Genomic DNA, 20,477 nt, shown 5'->3' with positions numbered 1-20,477 from the left:
CTATGCCGATGCCGGTGGGGGCACCGACATCCATGTGCGAAAGGAAATTCATGCCCGGAGCCAATCTGACTCGTGTGGAAGCCGAAGAGCGAGCCGTCGTCGTATCCAATGTCAGCTACAAGGTCAATCTGGACCTGACCAAGGGGCCTGCCACCTTCCCCTCCACGGCCCTGATCGACTTTGATGCCCGGCCGGGGGAGTCCACCTTTGTAGATCTGATCGCCGACCAGGTCAGCCTGATCGAGCTCAACGGCCGGCGTCTGGACCCGGCCCTGGCCTTCCGGGACGACCGGATTGAGCTCAACGACCTGCGCCAGCACAACCAGCTGCGGGTGGAGGCCCTCTGCCGCTACTCGCGCACAGGCGAGGGACTGCATCGCAGCGTGGACCCCTCGGATGGCAACGTCTACCTCTACTCCCAGTTCGAGGTGCCCGACGCCCGCAGGGTCTATGCCGTCTTCGACCAGCCCGACATCAAGGCCGTCTTTGACTTCACCGTGGATGCCCCGGCATCCTGGACGGTCCTGTCCAACATGCCTCCCGCTTCCCATCAGGACCTGGACAGCCGCACCGCCGAGGGAACCCTGGAGGGCGGCCACACCGAGGGCGTGACCCGTTGGGTCTTCCAGACCACCCCGGTCATGAGCTCCTACCTGACCGCCTTCGCCGCCGGACCTTATGCCCAATGGACCAGCGAATACCAGAACGAGGATGGACGGACCATCCCCATGGGCCTATACTGCCGCCAGGCGCTGAAGGACTCCCTGGACGGGGACGCCGAATACCTCTTCGACGTGACCAAGAAGGGCTTCGCCTTCTATGCCAAGACCTGGGATCTGCCCTTCCCTTGGGCCAAGTACGACCAGATCTTCGTGCCCGAATACAACGCGGGCGCCATGGAGAACATCGGCCTGGTCACCTTCCGCGACTCCTACGTCTTCGAGTCCAAGGCCACCGGGGCCCAGATCAACCGCCGTGTGGAGACCGTTTTGCACGAGCTGGCCCACATGTGGTTCGGCGACCTGGTGACCATGAAGTGGTGGAACGATCTGTGGCTGAACGAGTCCTTCGCCGAGTTCATGTCGACCCTGGCAACCGCCGAGGCCACCGAGTGGACCGACGACTGGGCCACCTTCTGCTCCGGTGAGAAGAGCTGGGCCCTGACCGAGGATCAGCTACCCACCACCCACCCGGTGGTGGCCCCTATCCGCGACCTGCACGATACCGAGGTCAACTTCGACGGCATCACCTACGCCAAGGGCGGCTCTGTCCTGAAGCAGCTGGTCGCCTACGTGGGCCGTGATCGCTTCTTCCAGGGCATCCACAACTATCTGACGGCCCATGCCCACGGCAACGCCACCCTGAAGGATCTGCTGACCGAGCTGGAGAAGACCAGCGGCCGCGACCTGGGCAACTGGTCACGGCTCTGGCTTGAGGAGGCCGGCATCACCACGCTGAGCAGCCAGGTGCAGACCGACGAGCGGGGGATCATCACCGCCATGCGGATCGACCAGACCGCCCCCGAGGAGCATCCTGTCCTGCGTCCCCATCGCCTGGCTGTGGGCTTCTACGACGAGGACGAGTCCGGCAAGGTGGTGCGCACAGACCGGTTCGAGCTGGATCTGGAGGGCCAGGGAGCCGAAGTGCCCCAGGTCGTCGGTAAGAAGCGTCCGGCCCTGATCCTGATCAACGATGACGACCTGACCTACGCCAAGCTGCGTCTGGACCAGGACTCCCTGGAGTATGCCACGCAGAATCTCTACCGGATTGAGGACCGTCTGGCCCGGGCTGTGGTCTGGCTCAGCCTTTGGGACATGACCCGGGATGCGCAGTTCCCTGCCGAGCGCTTCATCAGCCTGAGTCTGAAGGCCCTGGCCACCGAGCATCAGTCCACCACCTTCCGCTACGCCCTGTCTCAGATCTCCACGGCAGCCCACCACTTCACCGCCTCCCGTCGCCGCCAGCCCATGCTGCAGCTGGTGGCCGGCACGCTCTGGGATCTGGCCATGAAGGCCCAGCCCGGTTCGGACGAGCAGTTCCAGCTGGTCCGCGCCTACCTGGGTTACGGGAACGACGCCGACTTCGAGGATCACGCCCGTGGTCTGCTGAGCGGCGACCTGAAGCTGGAAGGTCTGACCATCGACAACAACACCCGCTGGCTGATCATCCACGCCCTGTCCGCCCACGACCTGCTGGCTGACGGGGAGATCGACCGGGAGCTGGCCGCGAAAGACACCACGGAGAACCGGGAGTTCGCCATGGGAGCCCGGGCAGCCCGTCCGACGGATCAGGCCAAGGCCTGGGCCTGGGATCAGGCCCTGCACAACGAGGATCTGACCAACTCGCAGATCGAGGCCCTGGCCGACGGCTTCTCCGGCTCGGGTGACCAGGAGCTCTTCGCGCCCTATGTGGATCGCTTCTTCGCGGCCGTGGACGAGGTCTGGACCCATAAGACCTTCCACATTGCGGAGACCCTGCTCAACCCCCTGTCGGCAGGCGGGCTCTACCCGACCAAGGCCGACCCGGCCGCCCTGGTCAAGGCGGGCGATGCCTGGCTGGCCGACCACGCCGAGGCCCCCAAGGCCCTGCGCGGGATGATCATCCAGAACACGGAGTCCTCCAGGCGCATCCTCAAGGTCCGCGAATACAACGAGCGTCTGCGCTGAGTATTCCGCCCGACCCTGGCCCGGGTGGCGACGGGTCAGGGTCGGGGCCATAATGAATCTGTTGCCTGCATGCAGGATGGTACGTTCGGAGGAGAGCAAATGCCCAGATTATTCGGTACCGATGGTGTACGCGGTTTGGCCAATAGAGACCTGACTGCACAACTGGCCCTGGATCTGGGCGATGCGGCAGTCCGTGTCCTGGGCCGTGGCGCGGATCGGTCCGCGGGGCGCCGACGGGCCCTGATCGGCCGCGACACCAGGGTCTCCGGGGACTTCCTGGCCTCGGCCCTGGCCGCCGGCATGTCTTCGGGCGGCTTCGACGTGATCGACGTGGGCATCATTCCCACCCCGGGCATCGCCTACCTGACCAGCGTGCTGAACGTGGAGATGGGAGCGGTCATCTCCGCCTCCCACAATCCCATGCCCGACAACGGCATCAAGTTCTTCGCACGGGGCGGGTTCAAGCTCCAGGATTCCAAGGAGGACGACATCGAAGCGGTCCTGGGCCAGGACTGGGAGCGCCCGGTGGGCGAGGGCGTGGGCCGTGTCTCCCATGACACAGTGACCGCCACCAACATGTACATCGACCATCTGGTGGAGGCCGTGGCCCCTGTCGCCCCCGACAAGACCCAGCCCAAGCCCCTGGACGGTCTGCGGATCGTGGCCGACTGCGCCAACGGAGCCACCTCGGTGGTGGCCCCCGAGGCCCTGCGCCGGGCCGGAGCGGACGTGGTGGTCATCAACGCCTCGCCCGATGGCTACAACATCAACAAGCACGCCGGCTCCACCCATCCCGAGCAGTTGCAGGCCATGGTCAAGGCCTCGGACGCGGTCATGGGCGTGGCCTTCGACGGGGATGCCGACCGCTGTCTGGCCGTGGACGAAGAGGGAAACATGGTCAACGGCGATCAGATCATGGGCATCCTGGCCCGCGCCAAGCAGCGCGAGGGCAAGCTGGCCAACGATACCCTGGTGGTCACTGTCATGAGCAACCTGGGATTGAAGCTGGCCCTGAAGCAGATGGGCATCGTCACCGTCCAGACGGCTGTGGGCGACCGCTACGTCCTTGAGGAGATGCTGCGCGGAGGCTACACCCTGGGCGGCGAGCAGTCCGGGCACGTCATCAACCGGGAGTTCGCCACCACCGGCGATGGGACCCTGACGGCCCTGACCCTGGCCAAGGAGGTCGTGCGCTCAGGCAAGAGCCTCAAGCAACTGGCCGCCGACTTCCCCCAGCTGCCGCAGCAACTGATCAACGTTTCAGGCGTGGACAAGAACGCGGCCCGCACCAACGCCAAGGTCCAGGATGCGGTCGAGGCGGAGGAGCGGATGCTGGGCAACACCGGCCGGGTTCTGCTGCGGCCCTCGGGCACCGAGCCCTTGGTCAGGGTCATGGTCGAGGCGGCCACCCAGGAGCAGGCCGACCAGGTTTGCCAGCGGTTGGCTTCGGTTGTTGCCGACGAGCTGGCCATCTGAACCGACGACCCAGGAAAGGCGGAATCATCCATGTTCGGCAGAAAGGCGGCCTTCGACGCCGATCTCAACCACCGGGTGGAATCCATGCTGGCCGAGGCCGGCAAGGAAGAGCTCCTGCCCATCGTGCAGATGGGCGAACCCGTCCTGCGCCAGCAGGCCCAGCCCTACCAGGGCCAGCTGGCAGCCAAGACTCTGAACAGGCTGCTCAAGGCCATGCGTGCCACCATGCTCGAGGCACCGGGCGTGGGGCTGGCGGCACCCCAGGTGGGTCTGGGCCTGGCCATCGCCGTCATCGAGGACCATGTCCGCGACGATGAGGACGATCCGCGTCAGATCGACGAGCTGCCCTTCAGGGTCATCATCAACCCCTCCTATGAGCCTATCGGGCAGGAGACCGCGGCCTTCTACGAGGGATGCCTGTCGCTGGAAGGGTTCCAGGCGGTCCGGCGGCGCTGGCTGGACATCACCGCCAGCTGGGAGGACCGTTCCGGGCGCAAGCATCGCCAGCACATGCACGGCTGGCCGGCCCGCATCTTCCAGCATGAGACCGACCATCTGTCGGGTGAGGTCTACATCGACAAGGCCGAGATTCGCAGCCTGTCCTCCGATGACAACCTGAGCGAGTACTGGGCCTACGACCCGGTCCCCACCGAGGCGGCGCAGGAGCTGGGCTTCACCATCTGAATCCCGCGAACCTTCTAAATTCTCTTGACCCGCTGATCCAGGGCCATATCCTCAGTCAGTTCCGGTCCGTCCCCCTTCAGGGGCGCCACTGGGTGCATGGTCAATTCTTCTGAGGCTTGACGGCCGGGTTCCACAGCCTTGGGCAGGATCGTACTGCCTTCTATGTCTGGGTCCAGCCAGGAGTCCAGGTTTTCATCGGTGATCAGCAAGGGCATCCGATCGTGCACCCGGGCGGCCTCTGGCGTGGCTTGCGTCGTCAGGATGGTGGCGGTCAGCAGCCAGGGTTGACCAGGCCTGGCACGCCACCAGGAGTAGAGTCCGGCGATGTTCAGGGTGTGGCCGTCGGGAGCCTGGAAGTAGTAGGGCTGATGGTCAGGCGTCCACTCGTAGTAGCCGCTGGCCGGAATGATGGCCCTCTGACTCCTGGCTGATTCTGCGTAGGTCCGCTTGGTCAGGGCGCTCTCCACCCGGGCGTTATGGGTGGGGTAGGCCATCCGATCGCTGTCGGACCAGGAGGGGACCAGGTTCCAGCGGGCCGGATGCAGGTGCCGTTGCCCATGTCGGTCCTGGGCCACCAGGGCGATGACCGACCCGGGGCTGATGTTCCATGAGGGTTCGGGCAGTCCCGGAGCCTGCCGGGCACCGTAGTGTTGGGCCAGGGTGGAGTAGTCCAGGTCGGCCGCGAATCGTCCACACATGAGGCCCATTCTATGGATGCTTGGGGCCCCCGTCGAGGAAACGCCGGAGGCCTTTTCCCGGGCCGGTCTAAATGCCTATTGACCCCTCTTTCCTGCTAGCATGAAGGTGGTCTGCGGCAGCGGTTCATACATTGAGGATGGCCGTGGCCACAGCGGAATATTCAACGTTGTTTTGCCCTGCCCGGCATGAGGCCGGTGGCGGCATTGTGATTAGGAGATGGTTTATGCCTCAGAAGATCAAGGCGTCGATTGCCTACGGCATCGGCAAGGGCTTTGCCCAGCCCGAGGAGATCATCATTGACGACCCCATTGGCGCGGAGGTCCTGGTGGACGTGCAGGCCTCGGGTCTGTGCCATTCGGATCTGCATCTGGTCGAGGATGACGACAAGTTCTTCCCCTTCCCGGCTGTGATCGGCCATGAGATCTCGGGCATCGTCGAGGCCGTGGGCCCCGAGGTGTCCGGGATCAAGGTGGGCGACCATGTGGTGGCCTCCCTGGAGCAGGTCTGCGGACACTGCGCCAACTGCCTCAAGGGCCAGCCCCAGTCCTGCACCCAGCAGCAGGAGTGCGTGCGCGGCGCGGGCGAGAAGCCCCGTCTGTCCTTCCCCGACGGTCGGCCCATCACCCAGGCCTTCGGCACCGGCGGTTTCGCCGAGAAGGCCCTTATTCACGAGAATCAGCTGGCTGTGGTCAACAACCAGGTCAAGTGGGATGAGGCCGCCTGCATCGGCTGCGCCACCATCACCGGAGCCGGAGCGGCCATCAACACCGCCCATGTGCGTCCTGGCGACACCGTGGCCGTCATCGGCACCGGCGGCATCGGTCTGAACATCATCTCGGGAGCCCGGATTTGTGGTGCCAAGCGGATCATCGCCATCGATCTGCTGGACAACAAGCTGGAGTTCGCCCGCAAGTTCGGCGCCACCGACGTCATCAACTCCAAGAACGAGGATCCTGTGGCCAAGGTGCGCGAGCTGACTGACGGCGGCGTGGACCAGGCCTTCGAGGCCATCGGTCTGCCCGTCACCATGAAGCAGGCCTGGGACATGCTGGGCGTGGGCGGCACCGCCTACCCGATCGGTCTGACCAAGCCGGATGCCACGGTCTCCCTGGAGATCAACCCGGCCGACCTGCTGGTTCACCAGCGCGGCTTCAAGGGCGTGTGGATGGGCTCCACCAACATCAAGCACGACATCCCCATGTATGCCGACTTTGCTGTGGACGGCAGGCTGAACATGCATGACATCGTCAGCCAGCACATCAAGCTGAGCCAGATCGACGAGGCTTACAAGCAGCTGGTCAACGGCGAGGTCATCCGTTCGGTCATCACCGAATTCGACTGATCGGTCTTTAGGGTTTATTGGAAAATCAATTGATTCCAGAACTCTGTGCCTAATTGAGTAGATTCATGATATGGATCTATGAGGGGTTGTCGGACCGCTGCAGTCCGACAACCCCTTTACCTTTCCTTAGTTAGGATAATCTGCTCTATATGATGATTGGTCCGATGTTTTCCGCGCTGAGTCAGAAAGATGGTGATTCTTTATGCTTAGATAGTACATGATGTTTTTTTAGAAAGACTACATATTGCTTGTAATTAAGGTGCAACGAACTAAAATTACTAATTTTCACTAAATTTCAGATCGGCAAAAATTTTCTTTATGTTGTGAAAATTCGACCAGAAGGACATGTTGGATGTCGGTATTTCGCGCACTGTTAAACATCGGTTCTTTCGCAATATAGCTTCTTTTGTGCCAAGACGAAGCATCGCGGTAAGCTTTGTACATGCGCAGTTCGCGGTTGCACTGCTATGCTGTGTCTTTGTGCCTAGATCAACAAATATATGACTGTCATGGATGATCCTCAATAAAAAATGGACTAGCCTATCATGATGTCAAATACCATACACTGCCTACTTTGGGATTATTTTTATTAAAATAATTTGCATATTAAGCTGTATTGCTAGTGTTCTTTGGGGCGCATCACGCTTCCACGTTTAACGATAGTCATAGGTAATACCACGTGATTTTCTGTTTTTCGATTTCGTCGTTGATCGATAATCATTTCTATGGCCTTACGTGAAGCAGAGTTGAAGGGTTGATGAACTGTCGTCAGAGGCGGATCCAAGTAATTTGCAGGGAATATATCCTCAAAACCAACGACAGAGAGATCGTCGGGTATAGATAGGCCCCTTTCGTGTGCTGCACGGTAGACGGCCGTTGCTACCTGGTCGTTGCAGGCAAAAATCGCAGTGGGTCGATCAGAACGGTCAAGCAAGTGACAAGCAGCCTCATATCCGCTTTGAGGAGAGAGATCAGTCGTCTCTTCGAGCTCATCAGAAGTATCAATGTCCTCATGATGTGCTGCGGTGAGGAAACCTCCATATCTCGAAATGGTAGCCTGCGCATCTGCGGGACCATTGATTATGCCGATGCGTCTATGCCCCATAGATATCAGATACTGAGTTATTTGAAAGGCTCCAGTCCACCTATCAAAGGAGACCCACATTGCTTTGTCATCCAGAGGTGTGACTGGATTTAATATAACATATGGAATATTTCTAGATTTTAAAAGCTTCTTTTCTGCTTCGGGAATTTGAGTTATCTGGTGTATCACCACACCCATGGGGTTGCGGTCAATGATGTTTCGGAAGCAGTGCTCTATGCTGAGGCCTGCCTCTAGCTGGGTTACGGTCAGTGCGAAACCGGCCTGCTGTACCCAATACGAGACTTCTTTGGTAAAAGCTGTTGTACAGTCTGAGTCGATATGGTCTAGAACCAGCTCAATTGTATGAGATACTTTGGTGCTGACCAGCGGTTTGAAGTATCCATTTTCTTCAAGCACCTCCTCTACATGTCGCCTAGTCTCAGCAGCGATTCCCGCTCTGCCATTGATGACCTTGGAAACTGTCGACGCCGAAACGCCAGCGAGCTCTGCTATTTCGGAAACCTTCACTGCAAGTCACTTCCTTCCCCCATTGATCGATCCTTGCAAGGACGGGACTCAGAAACTTAGGGTTACAAAGGCAGACCTGTGCAATTGCAGGTTGACGCAGAGCCTGCTTAGTTCATAAGTATATAATAAAGATCCCCAGCTTGGAAATATTTCCAAAGCATGTTTGTACTTTTCGAAGTATATCGCTATAGTCTGAACTGTCATCAAAGAATTGATCGCGGTATATATGACGAAGGAGTCTATCGTGAGCACAATCACCAAAGTCCAAACATATGATTTTCGCTTTCCCACTTCTCAAACCCTATCCGGCTCAGATGCCATGAATCCGGATCCTGATTATTCCGCTGCGTACGTAGAAGTTCACACTAATAAAGACGACGGTATCGTAGGCACGGGTTTTGTCTTCACCATCGGTCGGGGTAACGATGTGGTCTGCAGGGCCATTGATTCCATGTCGCAGGTCTTGTTAGGGCGTAATGTTGAGGATTTTCTTGATAACATGCGAAGTGCCTGGGATCTCTTGGTCGGCGACTCCCAATTGCGATGGCTTGGTCCGGAAAAGGGAGTGGAACATATGGCCATTGGCGCTGTACTTAGCGCTCTTTGGGACATTAAGGCTAAGAGGGCAGGCAAGCCCCTGTGGAGGCTCCTTGCTGAGATGGAACCAGAGGAATTGGTAAGCACGCTTGATTTCCGTTATCTGACTGATGCCCTTCGTCCAGAGGAGGCTACAGAAATCCTCAGACAAGGGCAGGAAGGCAAGGAAGAGCGTATCAAATATCTGCTCAAGAACGGCTATCCCGGATACTCCACTGCAGCAGGGTGGCTGGGTTACGCAGACGAGAAGATGGTGGAAATAGCCAAGAAGGAGACCCAAGAAAAAGGCTTCAAGCAAATCAAGCTTAAGGTTGGGCATAATGTTGACGACGATCTGCGTCGTCTCGCATTGGCTCGTGAGACAGTTGGTCCTGAAGTTCGCTTAGCGGTTGATGCAAATCAAGTATGGGATGTTCCTGAGGCCATAGAGTGGATCAATAAGTTTCATGATTTTGATTTGGCTTGGGTGGAGGAGCCGACTAATCCAGACGATATCATTGGTCACGCGACTATCGCCCGTGCTATCAACCCCATCCCTGTAGCAACCGGCGAGCAGATGCAGAACCGCATCATGTTCAAGCAATTCCTACAAGAAAATGCCTTCGGCGTCATGCAGATAGACGCTACCAGGGTTGCTGGCCCTCAGGAGATCGTGCTCGAGTATCTTATGGCAAAGAAGTTCAATAAAATTGTATGCCCGCATGCCGGAGGAGTCGGGTTGTGCGAAGCTGTCTGCCATTTTGCCATGTTCGATTACTGCGCAGTGTCTGGTACCATGGATGGCCGGATGATCGAATACGTTGATAACCAACATGAGTATTTTGTCCATCCCACTGAGATACGTAATGGCAATTATGTGGCTCCCACAGCCCCAGGTAATGGCACTGAGATGACGATAGAGACGGCCGAAAAGTATATTTACCGCGGTTGATGTTCGGCTGGGAAGGCAATGATGCCCCTCGCCCCCTCGCCCCCTCGCCCTCACTCCCTTCTATTTGATTCTGCTGAATTCATGCCTTTCGCTCCAAAGTTCTGAGCCCCGGACTTTTCCATTAGGAACATTTATGTGGTGAGCTCGAATGAAGCATGAATTCAATCATACATTGCACATCGTTTCACAGAAAGACGTCTCATGAATTCAATTATCGCAGCGGCTCCTTTACTCTTGGCAGCTGCTTCAGAACAGCCTCCACAGGTTCATCTGAACCCCGTGGCTCTATTGATCAGCATTATCGTGGGTGTGGTTGTGTTGATCATGTTGGTCTCTGCCGCACATGTTCACCCATTCATAGCCATAATGATTGCATCGATGATCACAGGCATCGGATCAGGCTATGGTTTGATGAATACCATCAATTCCTTTCTTGATGGGTTCGGTTCGACGACCAAAAGCGTGGGCATATTAGTTGGAATCGGTGCCATGCTAGGTCAAACACTCATGGTTACGGGTGCGACTGGTGTGCTTGTAGACACACTGGTTGATCATTCGTCAACAAAATGGTTGCCCTGGACTATGGCTTTGATTGGTTCGCTGATAGGGTTGCCCATGTTCTTCGATGTGGGCCTGATTATTATGGTTCCGGTCATTATCATGGTTTCCAAGCGTTCCAAGTTGCCCATTATGATGATTGCAATGCCATCCCTGGCTGGTTTGTCTTCCATGCAGGCTCTTGTACCGCCTCATCCTGGACCTACGGCTGCCTTAAAGACGTTTTCTAACGGAAGCATGGGCATAACCATGGGAATTGGTGTGCTGATCGCTATTCCCACTGTCATTATTTGCGGCCCTCTCTTTGCGCGCTATGCTACAAGGATTGTTGGTAGAGGGGCTCCAGATACTTTCGACATGTCGAGTTTGGAAAATCGACCAGAGGGTAGCAGGCGTCCTTCGTTCTTGCTCTCTCTTATGTGCATTATTTTCCCAGCCCTTCTGCTGTTGATCACATCCATTGCAACAATGATCGATCCTAAGCTTGGCACTTCAAAAGCGATGGGTCCGCAGATATTGCAGTTCGTCGGCAATCCTGAGGTCGCCTTGCTGATTTCGCTCATTTTCTCGGCCCTTGTCCTCTTCAAGGTCACCAATTTCCCATGGAAGAAAATTCAAAGCGAGGCAGGCAATTCTCTGAAGCCCATCGCAGGAATCGTCTTTATCCTAGGCGCGGGTGGTGGTTTCAAGACAGTCCTTATTGATACCGGGATTGGCGATATGTTAACTGAATTTGTGAAGACCTCCCATATTTCGGTGCTGCTTATCGCTTGGGTTATCGCTGCGTTTGTGAGGATTGCGACCGGCTCTTCTACGGTATCTGCCATAACTACTGCAGGAATCCTTGAACCAGTGGCTGTAGCGATGGGCCTGAACCCCGTTGGTGTGACTCTTCTGGTATTGGCCATTGGTGCCGGTTCCATCGTATTCTCATTCGTCAACGATGCCGGATTGTGGTTGGTCAAGGAATATTTCGGATTCTCTTTGACCGAGATGTTCAAGACATGGACCGTGATGCAAACTCTCTTAGGGGTTGTGGCGTTCATCTTCGTGATGCTCTTGAGCATTGTCCTGATGTAAAGGAGCGATTGGTTGGTTCGGGGATGAGCCCGTTCATCATAAACTTCTTGCCAGAAGCATAGGGGTTCATTGTTTAACGAATGAGGAGTATTGGTATGGCGAAAAAATTCCACGGTATTTACTGCCCTTCGATCACGATTACAAGAAAGAACGGTGACATTGATTACGATCTTTGGGGCCGTCATCTCGACCATCTGATCGATGCCGGAATTGACGGAGTACTGATCTTTGGCAGCATAGGTGAGTTTTATGCATTCGATTTGGAGACCAAAAAGAAGGTCATACAGTACGTCTCAGATCACGTGGCGTGCAGAATGAAGGTGCTGGTGGGGATTGGCGGAACAAATCCTGATGAGGTGGTCGACTTCGCGATAAATGCCGAGGAATCCGGAGCTGATGCTGTTGTTGCTGTAGCTCCCTATTACTTCGGCCCCTCGAATGAGGCAGCTGAAGACTACTATGATATGATTTGCAAATCGATCAAACTCCCGGTCCTCCTTTACAATTTTCCTCCCCGAACAGGAATGGATTTGTCCCCAGACCTAGTTGTCAAATTGGTTTCCAGCCATCCCAATATCGTCGGAATCAAAGATACGGTCGATACGATCAGCCATACTCGCAAGGTAATCGCAGCTGTTCGCAAGGTTAATCCTGATTTTTGTGTACTCTCGGGGTTTGATGAATACTACACAGCTAACAGAATTGCCGGTGGCGATGGAGTGCTTTGCGGGCTAACAAACGTTGAACCAGAGACCTTTGTCGCCATGCATTCTGCATATGAGCATGAAGATTACCAGACGGCTCTGCGATGTGCGGAGCGTGTCAATGCCTTAATGCAGATATATGATGTGGCCGATCTGTTTATTTCCTCTATTAAGGGAGCGGTAAAGGCCAAGGGATTGCCGATTTGTACAGATATACGAAAGCCTGCTGTCCAACTTACTGGCGACCAGGAAGCAAGAATTGCTGATATTCTCGAATCCCGCTGATGATTTAGCTTGGCGCATCATGACTGGGTAAGCAATGCTAAGTCAGCTGATTGTTACGACTAATGCGGACGTTGTAGGAAATGATGACTCCTGTGACGTCCGCACTCGTTGTGCTCTTGTGCTTTTAACAAGTGCCAGTTAGATTGTTTCTTCAATACGCATAAGATCAGAAAATTTGCAGTGACCAAAAGCACTTTTGGCTATTTGGCTTCGGGATTATCCGCCTCTTTGTCTCTGCATAAGGTGGGATTTCATTGCAGTTGCAAGAAAGATTCCGTTGTGGAAATCTGGCCGCTCTGATCTATGTGTATCAGATTGGTGTATGAGGATGTTGCTGCTTGATTAATTATCCTCTAAAGTCTGATTATCGGCGGAAAGCCGCTTCAGCTCGGCGCGGACCTTCTGGAGCTTGGCGAAGGCTGTGTTGCGGTCCTGAGTGGTTCGTGCCCGGCCGTGTTCTCCGGTCAGCTTGGCCTCCTGGGCCTTGAGCAGGTCGATGCGTTCGCGGACGGCGAGTCGGTTGTCCAGATCCGTGCCGTCAGTCTGGTCCAGGGTCACCTGGGCACACAGGCTGTCCCAGAGTTGGTCCATATCGTCGCCGGCTAAGGTCAGATTGGTCTGATCAGCAGGGCGAGGACTGCCCAGGTGGAGCGTATGTCTGGTCTCATGACCGGCTTTGGTGGGCAGGGCCCGGCGGACGGCCGGCGTACAGACGAGTCCCTCCTCACCCTGGTGAATGGTGATGAAGACCATGCCTGAGGAGCGCATGGCGGCGATGTGTTCCAACACGTCCTCCGGCACATCGGGAGTCTTCAGTCCGATGGCCATGACCAGCACCTCATGACAGTGCGCGCCATCCGTCACAGGGATGGTCCCGGGCCGCAGCAGGGCCAGCATGACGATCCTGTCGACGCTGGTGGAGAAGTGCTGGCGCAGCCGTGAGGAGACGGGCGGCCGTGTGGTGAAGGCCCGTATGGGCAGTTCACCCTTGGCTGCTGGAATGGCGGTGGTGGGCGGCAGGCCCAGGGAGAGCGCGGATACGCCTTCGTAGCTTGCGATTGTCATCCTTGGCCTTTCTGTCGCTGTTCCCGTCATTCTACCGGTAGGATCGCGACCAGGGCCAGGAGTGTCCGTCTGCCGGCATTGTATATTGGCTGTAAACCCACAAGACCGGATGCAAAGAGCAGTGCGGGTTGGAGTTATGAGGGCTGAATGATGAGCAATGATGCAAAGATGACCGTAACCGACGAGGAACGCGAACTCCTGGAGGGCTGGACCGAGGTCGACGGCGACCTGGATGGCTGCAGTCCGGATATGGTTCGGGCCGTTCTGGGATCCCGGCTGACCTTCGGGCGCATGGACGCTCCCCGCTCCCGTCACTGGCAGGTGCCCGAGGGGGTGGATTGCCTGAACGACATCGCCTACGTGGACGACGGTTTGCGCGCCCACAAGCTGGATCTTTACCTGCCGCATGATGCCCTGCTGCGCAACGGCAGGGTGACGCCGGTCTACATCGACATCCACGGCGGCGGGTTCATGTACGGCTACAAGGAGCTCAACCGGAACTTCTGCACCCATCTGGCCCAGCGCGGCTTTGCGGTCTTCTCGATCAACTACCGGCTGGTCCCCAGCACGGACTTCATGGGCCAGCTGGGTGACGTGCTGACGGCCCTGACGTGGATCAAGAACCACCTGGACGAGTATCCGGTTTCGCCCGACAGGATCTTTCTGACGGGAGACTCGGCCGGAGGCACGCTGGCCCTATATACGCTGGCAGTGGAGTCCGATGACCAATTCGCGCAGAGGCTGGGGTTGAAACCTGCCGGGCTGCGGCCCCGTGGCGCTGCCTTGGTCTCAGGGCTTTTCGACCTGACTCCTTACCTATCGGTGAATCTGGATGGTTTCCAACCCAGTGGCTCGCCCACCGATGCCTTGACCATGGTTGCTCCATCCTTCTTCGGGAGCTTCGTGCAGGCTGGGGGCGACCAGGTGGCCGACCTGACGACCATGGTTGATATGGTCCACCTGCCGCCGGTATTCCTGAACACCAGTGCCGACGACTTCCTGCAGGGCGACGCTCTGAAGCTGGCCGGGATTCTGTGCAGGAAGGGCCGCGACTTCGAGCTGCATGACCCGAGGCCCAACCGCCTGCAGACCCTGGGGCACGTCTATCCGGTGGCCATGACCTGGCTGGAGGAGAGCCGGCAGACCCTGGACCAGATCCACGATTTCTCATACGACCTGATTTGAGCCCCCGTGCGCGCCCGGTTCATCCGTTCGCTGGCTATGATGGGAAGAGAAAGGTGGGCATCGATGGCGTAAGGCCCCCGGTGTCTGCACCGCCGCTTACAGAGGAGTGATTCATGGACGAGAAGACCTTGGTAGAGAAGCTGAGCAACCTGGAGACCATCGACCAGCTGGTTGACCTGTCCAAGGAGATCGGCCAGCCCCTGTCATACAACGACGCGGACCAGCTCTTCGGCAGGATCAACCAGTGCAAGAATGATGTTGCACAGCTGGGCGGCGACACCATCGCCAAGCTGGCCAAGCAGGTCTTTAAAATCTGAGGCATCTGAATCTGAAGTATCAGATTCCATAAGGGCGGGCCGGTATCCGGTTCCGCCCTCTTCTTATGCCGGTTTCATGCCCGGGTGCGGGCCTCCTGCTCGATCTGGGCCAGGCTCTTGCCACGGGTCTCGGGCACCATGACCCAGGCGAACACCAGGGCGCACACATTGATCAGGGCGAAGAGCAGGTAGGTGCCGGTGCCACCCAGTCGGGCCAGCAGGGTGGGGAAGACCAGGGAGAGTCCGAAGTTGGTCAGGTTCATGGCCACGTTGGCGTAGCCCATGCCACGGCTCTTGACCTGCTGGGGGAAGATCTCGGACAGGAGCAGCCAGGTGACCGGGGCCACCAGGCCCTGGACGAAGACCACGTAGATCATCATCATGCCGATCATGATCCAGGCGGCAGTCCGTGACCCGCTGCCTGGGGCGCCGACGAACCGGTAGCAGACCCCGATGGCCGCCAGAAAGATGATGGTGCCTGCAAGTCCCACAGCCAGAATGGCGCGGCGGTCGAAGCGGTCGATCAGTCCCAGCCCTCCGATGGTTGCCGCTATGGCGGAGACCAGGATGACGGGCACGGTGGCCACCATGGACAGGGAGGGGTCGAAGCCCAGGGTGTCGGTGAAGATGGTCGGCGCGTAATAGTTGACGATGTTCAGCCCGGTCAGCTGGTTGATCATGGCCACGCCGATGCCCACGATCAGTACCCGCCGGAGCCAGGGGGCCTTGAAGCCGGCGGTCTTCGCGCTCGCCGGATGCGACAGCTCCCGCATGGTCACCCGGGCCTCTGCCTGGTCGCGGGTGGATTCCAGGAAGACTGCTGCCTGGTCCGATTGGCCACGGCGGATCAGGTGGGCCGGGCTGTCATGCAGGAAGCAGGCCAGCAGGGCCAGCAGGATGGCCGGAGGCACCAGGGCCCAGAGCATGGTCCGCCAGTCGGCACCCATCCGGTCCAGGATGGCGTTGACACTGACGGCCAGCAGCTGCCAGACCACAATCATGACCGAGTTGACCGAAACCACCCGTCCGCGTTCCTCCGTGCCGACCATATCGGCCAGGTAGATGGGCACGATGGTCGAGGTCATGCCGATGCCAGCCCCGATGATCAATCTTCCCAGACCAAGCAGGATCAGGCTGGGGGCCAGGGCGCTCAGCAGGGCTCCGGGGATGGCCAGCAGGGCGCCGGCCAGGATGATGTGCTTGGGGCCGAAACGGTCGTTGAACTTGCCAGCCAGGTAGGATCCCAATGCAGCTCCTATCAGCAGGGCTGAGGTGACCATGCCCTGTTCGCCGGCAGTCAGATGCCCGCCCGGGCCGGAGCCTAGATTCATGCCGATCAGCGCGCCGGAGATGACGGTCAAGGTATAGCCATAGAGGCCGCCGGCCAGCACACCCAGGGCGGTCATCAGTTGCAGATTGCGCCGCCGTCCTTGAATCGCAGCCATGGGCTCCCCTTTCGCCAGATCATCCGGGCTTAATCAGGGTAATCATAGGCATCTGGGGGAGCGGTCCGTCGACCAGGCTCGCCATTGTGGATAGGGGGAATCAGCCGGAGAACCAGCTGTTGGATTCGCTATCCGGATTCGTTATCCGGGCCCTGGTTGCGGGCTATATGAACATTTGCGGATATTGTCCACGACTTGCGCATGTCATAGGGGAGCGAAACCGCTCGATTTCGCATATGATAAACAAGCATCCACCACAAGGACATCGTGGATGCATACGGCCATGGTTCCATACAGCCATGGCGATGAAAGGAAACATTGTATGCGTAAGCTGATTCTCGATCTGGACACTGGTGTCGACGACACTCTGGCTATCTCCTATGCCCTGGGCAGCCCCGAAGTTGAGCTGATCGGCATAACCGGCACCTATGGCAACGTGCTCCTGGAGCAGGGCATCCGCAACGATCTGGCCATCACCGACCTGCTGGGTCATCCTGAGGTCAAGGTCTACCCGGGCCTGTCCCACGCCTGCAAGGCGGACTCCTTCGAGGTGCTGCCCGTCTCCGCCTTCATCCACGGCGAGAACGGCATCGGCGACGTGGCCATCCCCGACTCGGACCGCAAGGCTGAGACACAGTCGGCCGTGGACTTCATCATCGATGCGGTCAACACCTACGGCAAGGATCTGGTCTACGTGCCCACCGGCCCCATGACCAACATCGCCGCCGCCCTGGCCAAGGAGCCTGACATCGCCCAGCGCATAGGCTCCATTGTGCTCATGGGCGGGGCCCTGACCGTGCCGGGCAATGTGGACGCCTGGCAGGAAGCCAACATCTCCCAGGACCCGGACGCGGCCGATGTGCTCTTCCGCTCCGGCGCTCCCGTGACCATGGTCGGCCTGGACGTGACCCTGCAGACCCTGCTGACCTACAAGGAGACCGCCCGCTGGCGGCAGCTGGGCACTGCGGCAGGCAACTTCCTGGCGGACATGACCGACTTCTACATCAAGGCCTACGAGACCACCTCGCCCCATCTGGGTGGTTGCGGCCTGCACGATCCGCTGGCCGTGGGCGTGGCCGTGGATCCGACCCTGGTCACCACCCTGCCCATCAATATGAAGGTGGAGACCGAAGGCGCCACTCGCGGGCGTACCATCGGGGACGAGCAGCGGCTCAACGACCCGAACAAGACCATGCGCGTGGCCGTCGGCGTGGACGTGCCCCGCTTCCTGGACGAGTTCATGACCCGGATCACCAGGCTGGCCTCCCAGGCCGACTGAGGTCCTCCATCCCCGGCAAGTTCACGCAAAAGAAAGAGAATTGAAGACATTATGTCCGAAAAGCAATCCACCGAGGATTCGACAGCCGTACGATCGCTGATCCTGCTGCTGATCACCTTCGTCCTGGGCACCCTGTGCCTGCAGGGCTTCAACCTGGTCTTCCAGCAGGTCGGCAAGGATGCCGGCGCCCCCGACCAGGCCTCGCTGATCACGGCCCTACCCAGCATCGTCCTGGGCATCGTCTGCTTCATCTACGGGTCCCTGGGTGACTTCGTATCCCTGCGCAAGCTGGTCACCTTCGGCCTGTGCATACTGTTCATCGGGTCCGTGTACGGATACGTGGCCAACACGATCATGGCCCCCAACATCTGGAATGTGATCGCGGCCCGGCTGCTGCAGACCGCCGGCGAACAGGTGGCTGGCTCGGCCTACCTGGTCGTGGCAACCAAGTACCTCAAGCCCTCACTGAAGGTGATCTTCTTCGGCATCTTCACGGCAGGCTACCAGGTGTCTGCAGCCATCGGCATCTTTGCCGCCGGCCTGCTCAGCTCCATAGCCTGGCAGTACCTCTTCCTGATTCCCGCGGTCACCATCATCTTCCTGCCCATCCTGCTCAAGAGCCTGCCCACCGGCGGCGGCAACGGCGAGAAGGTGGACTGGCTGGGCTTCGTCATCTTCGGACTGGCCACGGCCCTGCTGACCCTCTTCTTCTCGTACACGGCCTGGTGGCTGCTGGCGGCCTCCGCTGTCTGCTACCTGATCTTCGCCGTGTACATCAGCCGGGCCAAGAGCCCCTTCATCACCCCGGACTTCTTCCGCAACAAGCGCTGGCTGATGGGCATCGGGCTGATTCTGATCTTCTACTTCATGAACTACTGCATGTCGCCCATCTTCAACGCCATCGGACGTGACGTCTACAAGGTGTCGACCACCACGGTCTCTCTGCATGTGGTCTGGGCCTTCCTGGTGGCCGCCGTGCTGGGCACCACCTCGGGCGCCATTGTAGATAAGATCGGCCGAAAGACCGCCATCATCATCGCCGCCTGTCTGATGATTCTGGGCTTCGCCGGGACGGCTCTGGTGGTCAATTCCGGCCTGCTGGCCCTGACGCTGACTGCCTGCGTCTACTATGCCGGGGTCGGACTGATGTATTCGCCCATCGTCTCCACCGTGCTTGACACCCTGCCCCAGGATCAGTCGGGCCGCGGCGTGGGCATGAACGATCTGGTCATGAACGTGACCGGCTCCATCGGCATCGCCATCATCGGCGGTCTGATGGGCAAGCCCAGCCTGGAGGGTTTCAGCATCATGGGAGCCACCGGGCCGGCCGCCAACTACAGCAACCTGCTGCTGATCGGAGCTGCCGTGTCCCTGCTGGGCCTGGTCGTGTACTTGGCCTGCAAGAAGACCATCTACGCCACGACTGCCGACCAGCAGTAGAACAGTTGTAGTCGACCGTCCGAGCGCAGAGAGGAGCTGCTTCCTCTCTTGCGTTCGGGCGGTCGACCGATTGTGTGCTGGGGGCGCGGGAGGGGGTGTCGGCTCTCTTGGGGTTGGGCCTTAAGTGGCACTTTTCCTCCCTGCCCCCTATATGGGCCGAGGGCGGGGGGATTGATACGCGCCCCAGGCCTTTTCTTACTCGTGCGAAGCATGTGACATACTACGTTGTTCTTCTCTTTGGCGGCGTGAGGCGAGGACCCCGCCCATGCCGGTCATGCCGGTGGCCAGGGCGAGCAGGATGCCCTCCCCTCCGGCTCGGGGGAGCACGCCTGCGGGCAGGTACGTGTATCTGAGGGAAGTGTCGGTCAGGGTGATTCCTGTGCCACCCATCGTGTAGTCGACGCTGACCGTGACCGTGCCCGGCTGGTGTGCAGGCGTGAGCACGCTGACACTGTTGCCATCGCCGCGCGTCAAGCCTGATACGGCAGTCTGGTCGAATCTGACGCCGGTGATCACCAGCTGCAGGTTGAACACCACCGGCACGGGAGCCGACTTGGTGTTTCCTGTGCCGTCGCCGAGCTGGCCACTGTCGTTAGCACCCCATGCCCAGGCGTTTCCGTCGCTGCCCAGGGCCAGCGAAAGATGCCACCCGCCGCTGACCTGTGTGGCTTTTAGTCCTTTGCTCTTGTCGGTGGGGTTGGCGGGGTCGCGCACGCGCACAGGAACAGGATTCACGTCACTGTACCCGCTGATGGTGTTGTTGCCGAGCTGGCCATACCAGTTGCATCCCCATGCCCAGACTTTGTCGTCGCTGCCCACAGCCAGCGAATGATCGGCTCCGCCGCTGATTTGTACGTAGGTGAAATCCTTGGGTAGGTCCGGGTACGCCTTGCGGTCAGGCTTGTTCACCCTGACAGGCGTATGCCGTTCGGTGGTCGTCCCGTCGCCGATCTGGCCACTGCCGTTCCATCCCCAGGCGTAGGCGTTGCCGTCGCTGCCCACGGCCAGGGAATAATCGTTTCCGGCGCTGATTTGTACGTAGGTGAAATCCTCTGGCAGGTCCGGGTACGCCTTGCGGTCAGGCTTGTTCACCCTGACAGGCGTATGCCGTT

16 protein-coding genes are annotated in these 20,477 nt (G+C 58.7%); 11 read left to right on the top strand and 5 right to left on the bottom strand.

From position 1 onward, the window contains the following. The first annotated feature begins 50 nt into the window (after positions 1 to 50). The 3 genes from pepN (at position 51) to GKC41_RS04170 (ending at position 4,826) form a co-directional block, all read left to right on the top strand. Entirely contained in the window at positions 51 to 2,666 is a 2,616-nt protein-coding gene (gene pepN / locus GKC41_RS04180) for an aminopeptidase N (protein WP_154313109.1), read from the top strand. A gap of 99 nt (positions 2,667 to 2,765) precedes the next feature. Further along, on the top strand, positions 2,766 to 4,142 hold the full coding sequence (gene glmM, locus GKC41_RS04175; RefSeq protein ID WP_154313108.1) for a phosphoglucosamine mutase: 1,377 nt from the start codon (positions 2,766 to 2,768) through the stop codon (positions 4,140 to 4,142). A gap of 30 nt (positions 4,143 to 4,172) precedes the next feature. Further along, positions 4,173 to 4,826 carry a peptide deformylase gene (locus GKC41_RS04170; RefSeq protein WP_154313107.1) on the top strand — a complete coding sequence of 218 codons (654 nt, stop codon included), beginning with the start codon at positions 4,173 to 4,175 and terminating at the stop codon, positions 4,824 to 4,826. 14 nt (positions 4,827 to 4,840) lie between these two features. On the opposite strand, the gene GKC41_RS04165 is transcribed toward GKC41_RS04170, so the two are convergent. Beyond that, complete coding sequence (locus GKC41_RS04165; RefSeq protein ID WP_154313106.1) at positions 4,841 to 5,524, bottom strand: SOS response-associated peptidase; 684 nt, start codon at positions 5,522 to 5,524, stop codon at positions 4,841 to 4,843. A gap of 224 nt (positions 5,525 to 5,748) precedes the next feature. Here GKC41_RS04165 and GKC41_RS04160 point away from each other — a divergent pair, with 224 nt between their 5' ends. Next, positions 5,749 to 6,867: a zinc-binding dehydrogenase gene (locus tag GKC41_RS04160; protein WP_052323105.1), complete on the top strand. Its 1,119-nt coding sequence runs from the start codon at positions 5,749 to 5,751 to the stop codon at positions 6,865 to 6,867. Positions 6,868 to 7,486: 619 nt separating this feature from the next. Here the strand turns inward: GKC41_RS04160 and GKC41_RS04155 are convergent. After that, positions 7,487 to 8,479, bottom strand: coding sequence for a LacI family DNA-binding transcriptional regulator (locus GKC41_RS04155; RefSeq protein WP_324612036.1), 993 nt, complete (start codon positions 8,477 to 8,479; stop codon positions 7,487 to 7,489). A 244-nt stretch (positions 8,480 to 8,723) separates the two neighbouring features. Here GKC41_RS04155 and GKC41_RS04150 point away from each other — a divergent pair, with 244 nt between their 5' ends. The 3 genes from GKC41_RS04150 to GKC41_RS04140 all read left to right on the top strand — a co-directional run bounded on the left by GKC41_RS04150 (position 8,724) and on the right by GKC41_RS04140 (position 12,634). After that, complete coding sequence (locus GKC41_RS04150; RefSeq protein ID WP_324612035.1) at positions 8,724 to 10,007, top strand: enolase C-terminal domain-like protein; 1,284 nt, start codon at positions 8,724 to 8,726, stop codon at positions 10,005 to 10,007. Positions 10,008 to 10,208: 201 nt separating this feature from the next. Further along, entirely contained in the window at positions 10,209 to 11,645 is a 1,437-nt protein-coding gene (locus GKC41_RS04145) for a GntP family permease (RefSeq protein ID WP_154313104.1), read from the top strand. 95 nt (positions 11,646 to 11,740) lie between these two features. Further along, entirely contained in the window at positions 11,741 to 12,634 is an 894-nt protein-coding gene (locus GKC41_RS04140; RefSeq protein WP_229281619.1) for a dihydrodipicolinate synthase family protein, read from the top strand. A gap of 342 nt (positions 12,635 to 12,976) precedes the next feature. Here the strand turns inward: GKC41_RS04140 and GKC41_RS04135 are convergent, their stop codons facing one another. Continuing rightward, positions 12,977 to 13,699 (bottom strand): DUF4391 domain-containing protein, encoded by a 723-nt coding sequence (locus GKC41_RS04135; RefSeq protein ID WP_195760156.1) that lies wholly within the window; start codon positions 13,697 to 13,699, stop codon positions 12,977 to 12,979. A gap of 168 nt (positions 13,700 to 13,867) precedes the next feature. Between GKC41_RS04135 and GKC41_RS04130 the strand changes: the two genes are divergently transcribed. Together GKC41_RS04130 and GKC41_RS04125 are read left to right on the top strand one after the other, a co-directional pair. Further along, positions 13,868 to 14,884 carry an alpha/beta hydrolase gene (locus GKC41_RS04130; RefSeq protein WP_229281618.1) on the top strand — a complete coding sequence of 339 codons (1,017 nt, stop codon included), beginning with the start codon at positions 13,868 to 13,870 and terminating at the stop codon, positions 14,882 to 14,884. Between the two features lie 113 nt (positions 14,885 to 14,997). Continuing rightward, complete coding sequence (locus tag GKC41_RS04125; RefSeq protein ID WP_154313100.1) at positions 14,998 to 15,201, top strand: hypothetical protein; 204 nt, start codon at positions 14,998 to 15,000, stop codon at positions 15,199 to 15,201. A 74-nt stretch (positions 15,202 to 15,275) separates the two neighbouring features. Here GKC41_RS04125 and GKC41_RS04120 read toward each other — a convergent pair whose 3' ends face one another. After that, positions 15,276 to 16,646 carry a sugar porter family MFS transporter gene (locus tag GKC41_RS04120; RefSeq protein ID WP_154313099.1) on the bottom strand — a complete coding sequence of 457 codons (1,371 nt, stop codon included), beginning with the start codon at positions 16,644 to 16,646 and terminating at the stop codon, positions 15,276 to 15,278. A 322-nt stretch (positions 16,647 to 16,968) separates the two neighbouring features. On the opposite strand from GKC41_RS04120, the gene GKC41_RS04115 reads away from it, so the two are divergent. After that, the gene (locus tag GKC41_RS04115) at positions 16,969 to 17,925 is read left to right on the top strand and encodes a nucleoside hydrolase (RefSeq protein ID WP_154313098.1); all 957 of its coding nucleotides are present in this window, start codon (positions 16,969 to 16,971) and stop codon (positions 17,923 to 17,925) included. Between the two features lie 51 nt (positions 17,926 to 17,976). Next, complete coding sequence (locus GKC41_RS04110; RefSeq protein WP_154313097.1) at positions 17,977 to 19,365, top strand: MFS transporter; 1,389 nt, start codon at positions 17,977 to 17,979, stop codon at positions 19,363 to 19,365. Positions 19,366 to 19,560: 195 nt separating this feature from the next. Here GKC41_RS04110 and GKC41_RS04105 read toward each other — a convergent pair. Continuing rightward, positions 19,561 to 20,477 (bottom strand): RCC1 domain-containing protein (locus tag GKC41_RS04105; RefSeq protein ID WP_418904389.1); only part of this gene is annotated, 917 nt, incomplete at its 5' end.

It is taken from the genome of Bifidobacterium asteroides, assembly GCF_009683175.1.
Lineage (GTDB): Bacteria > Actinomycetota > Actinomycetes > Actinomycetales > Bifidobacteriaceae > Bombiscardovia > Bombiscardovia asteroides_H.
This window is presented reverse-complemented; position numbering and strand designations above follow the sequence as displayed.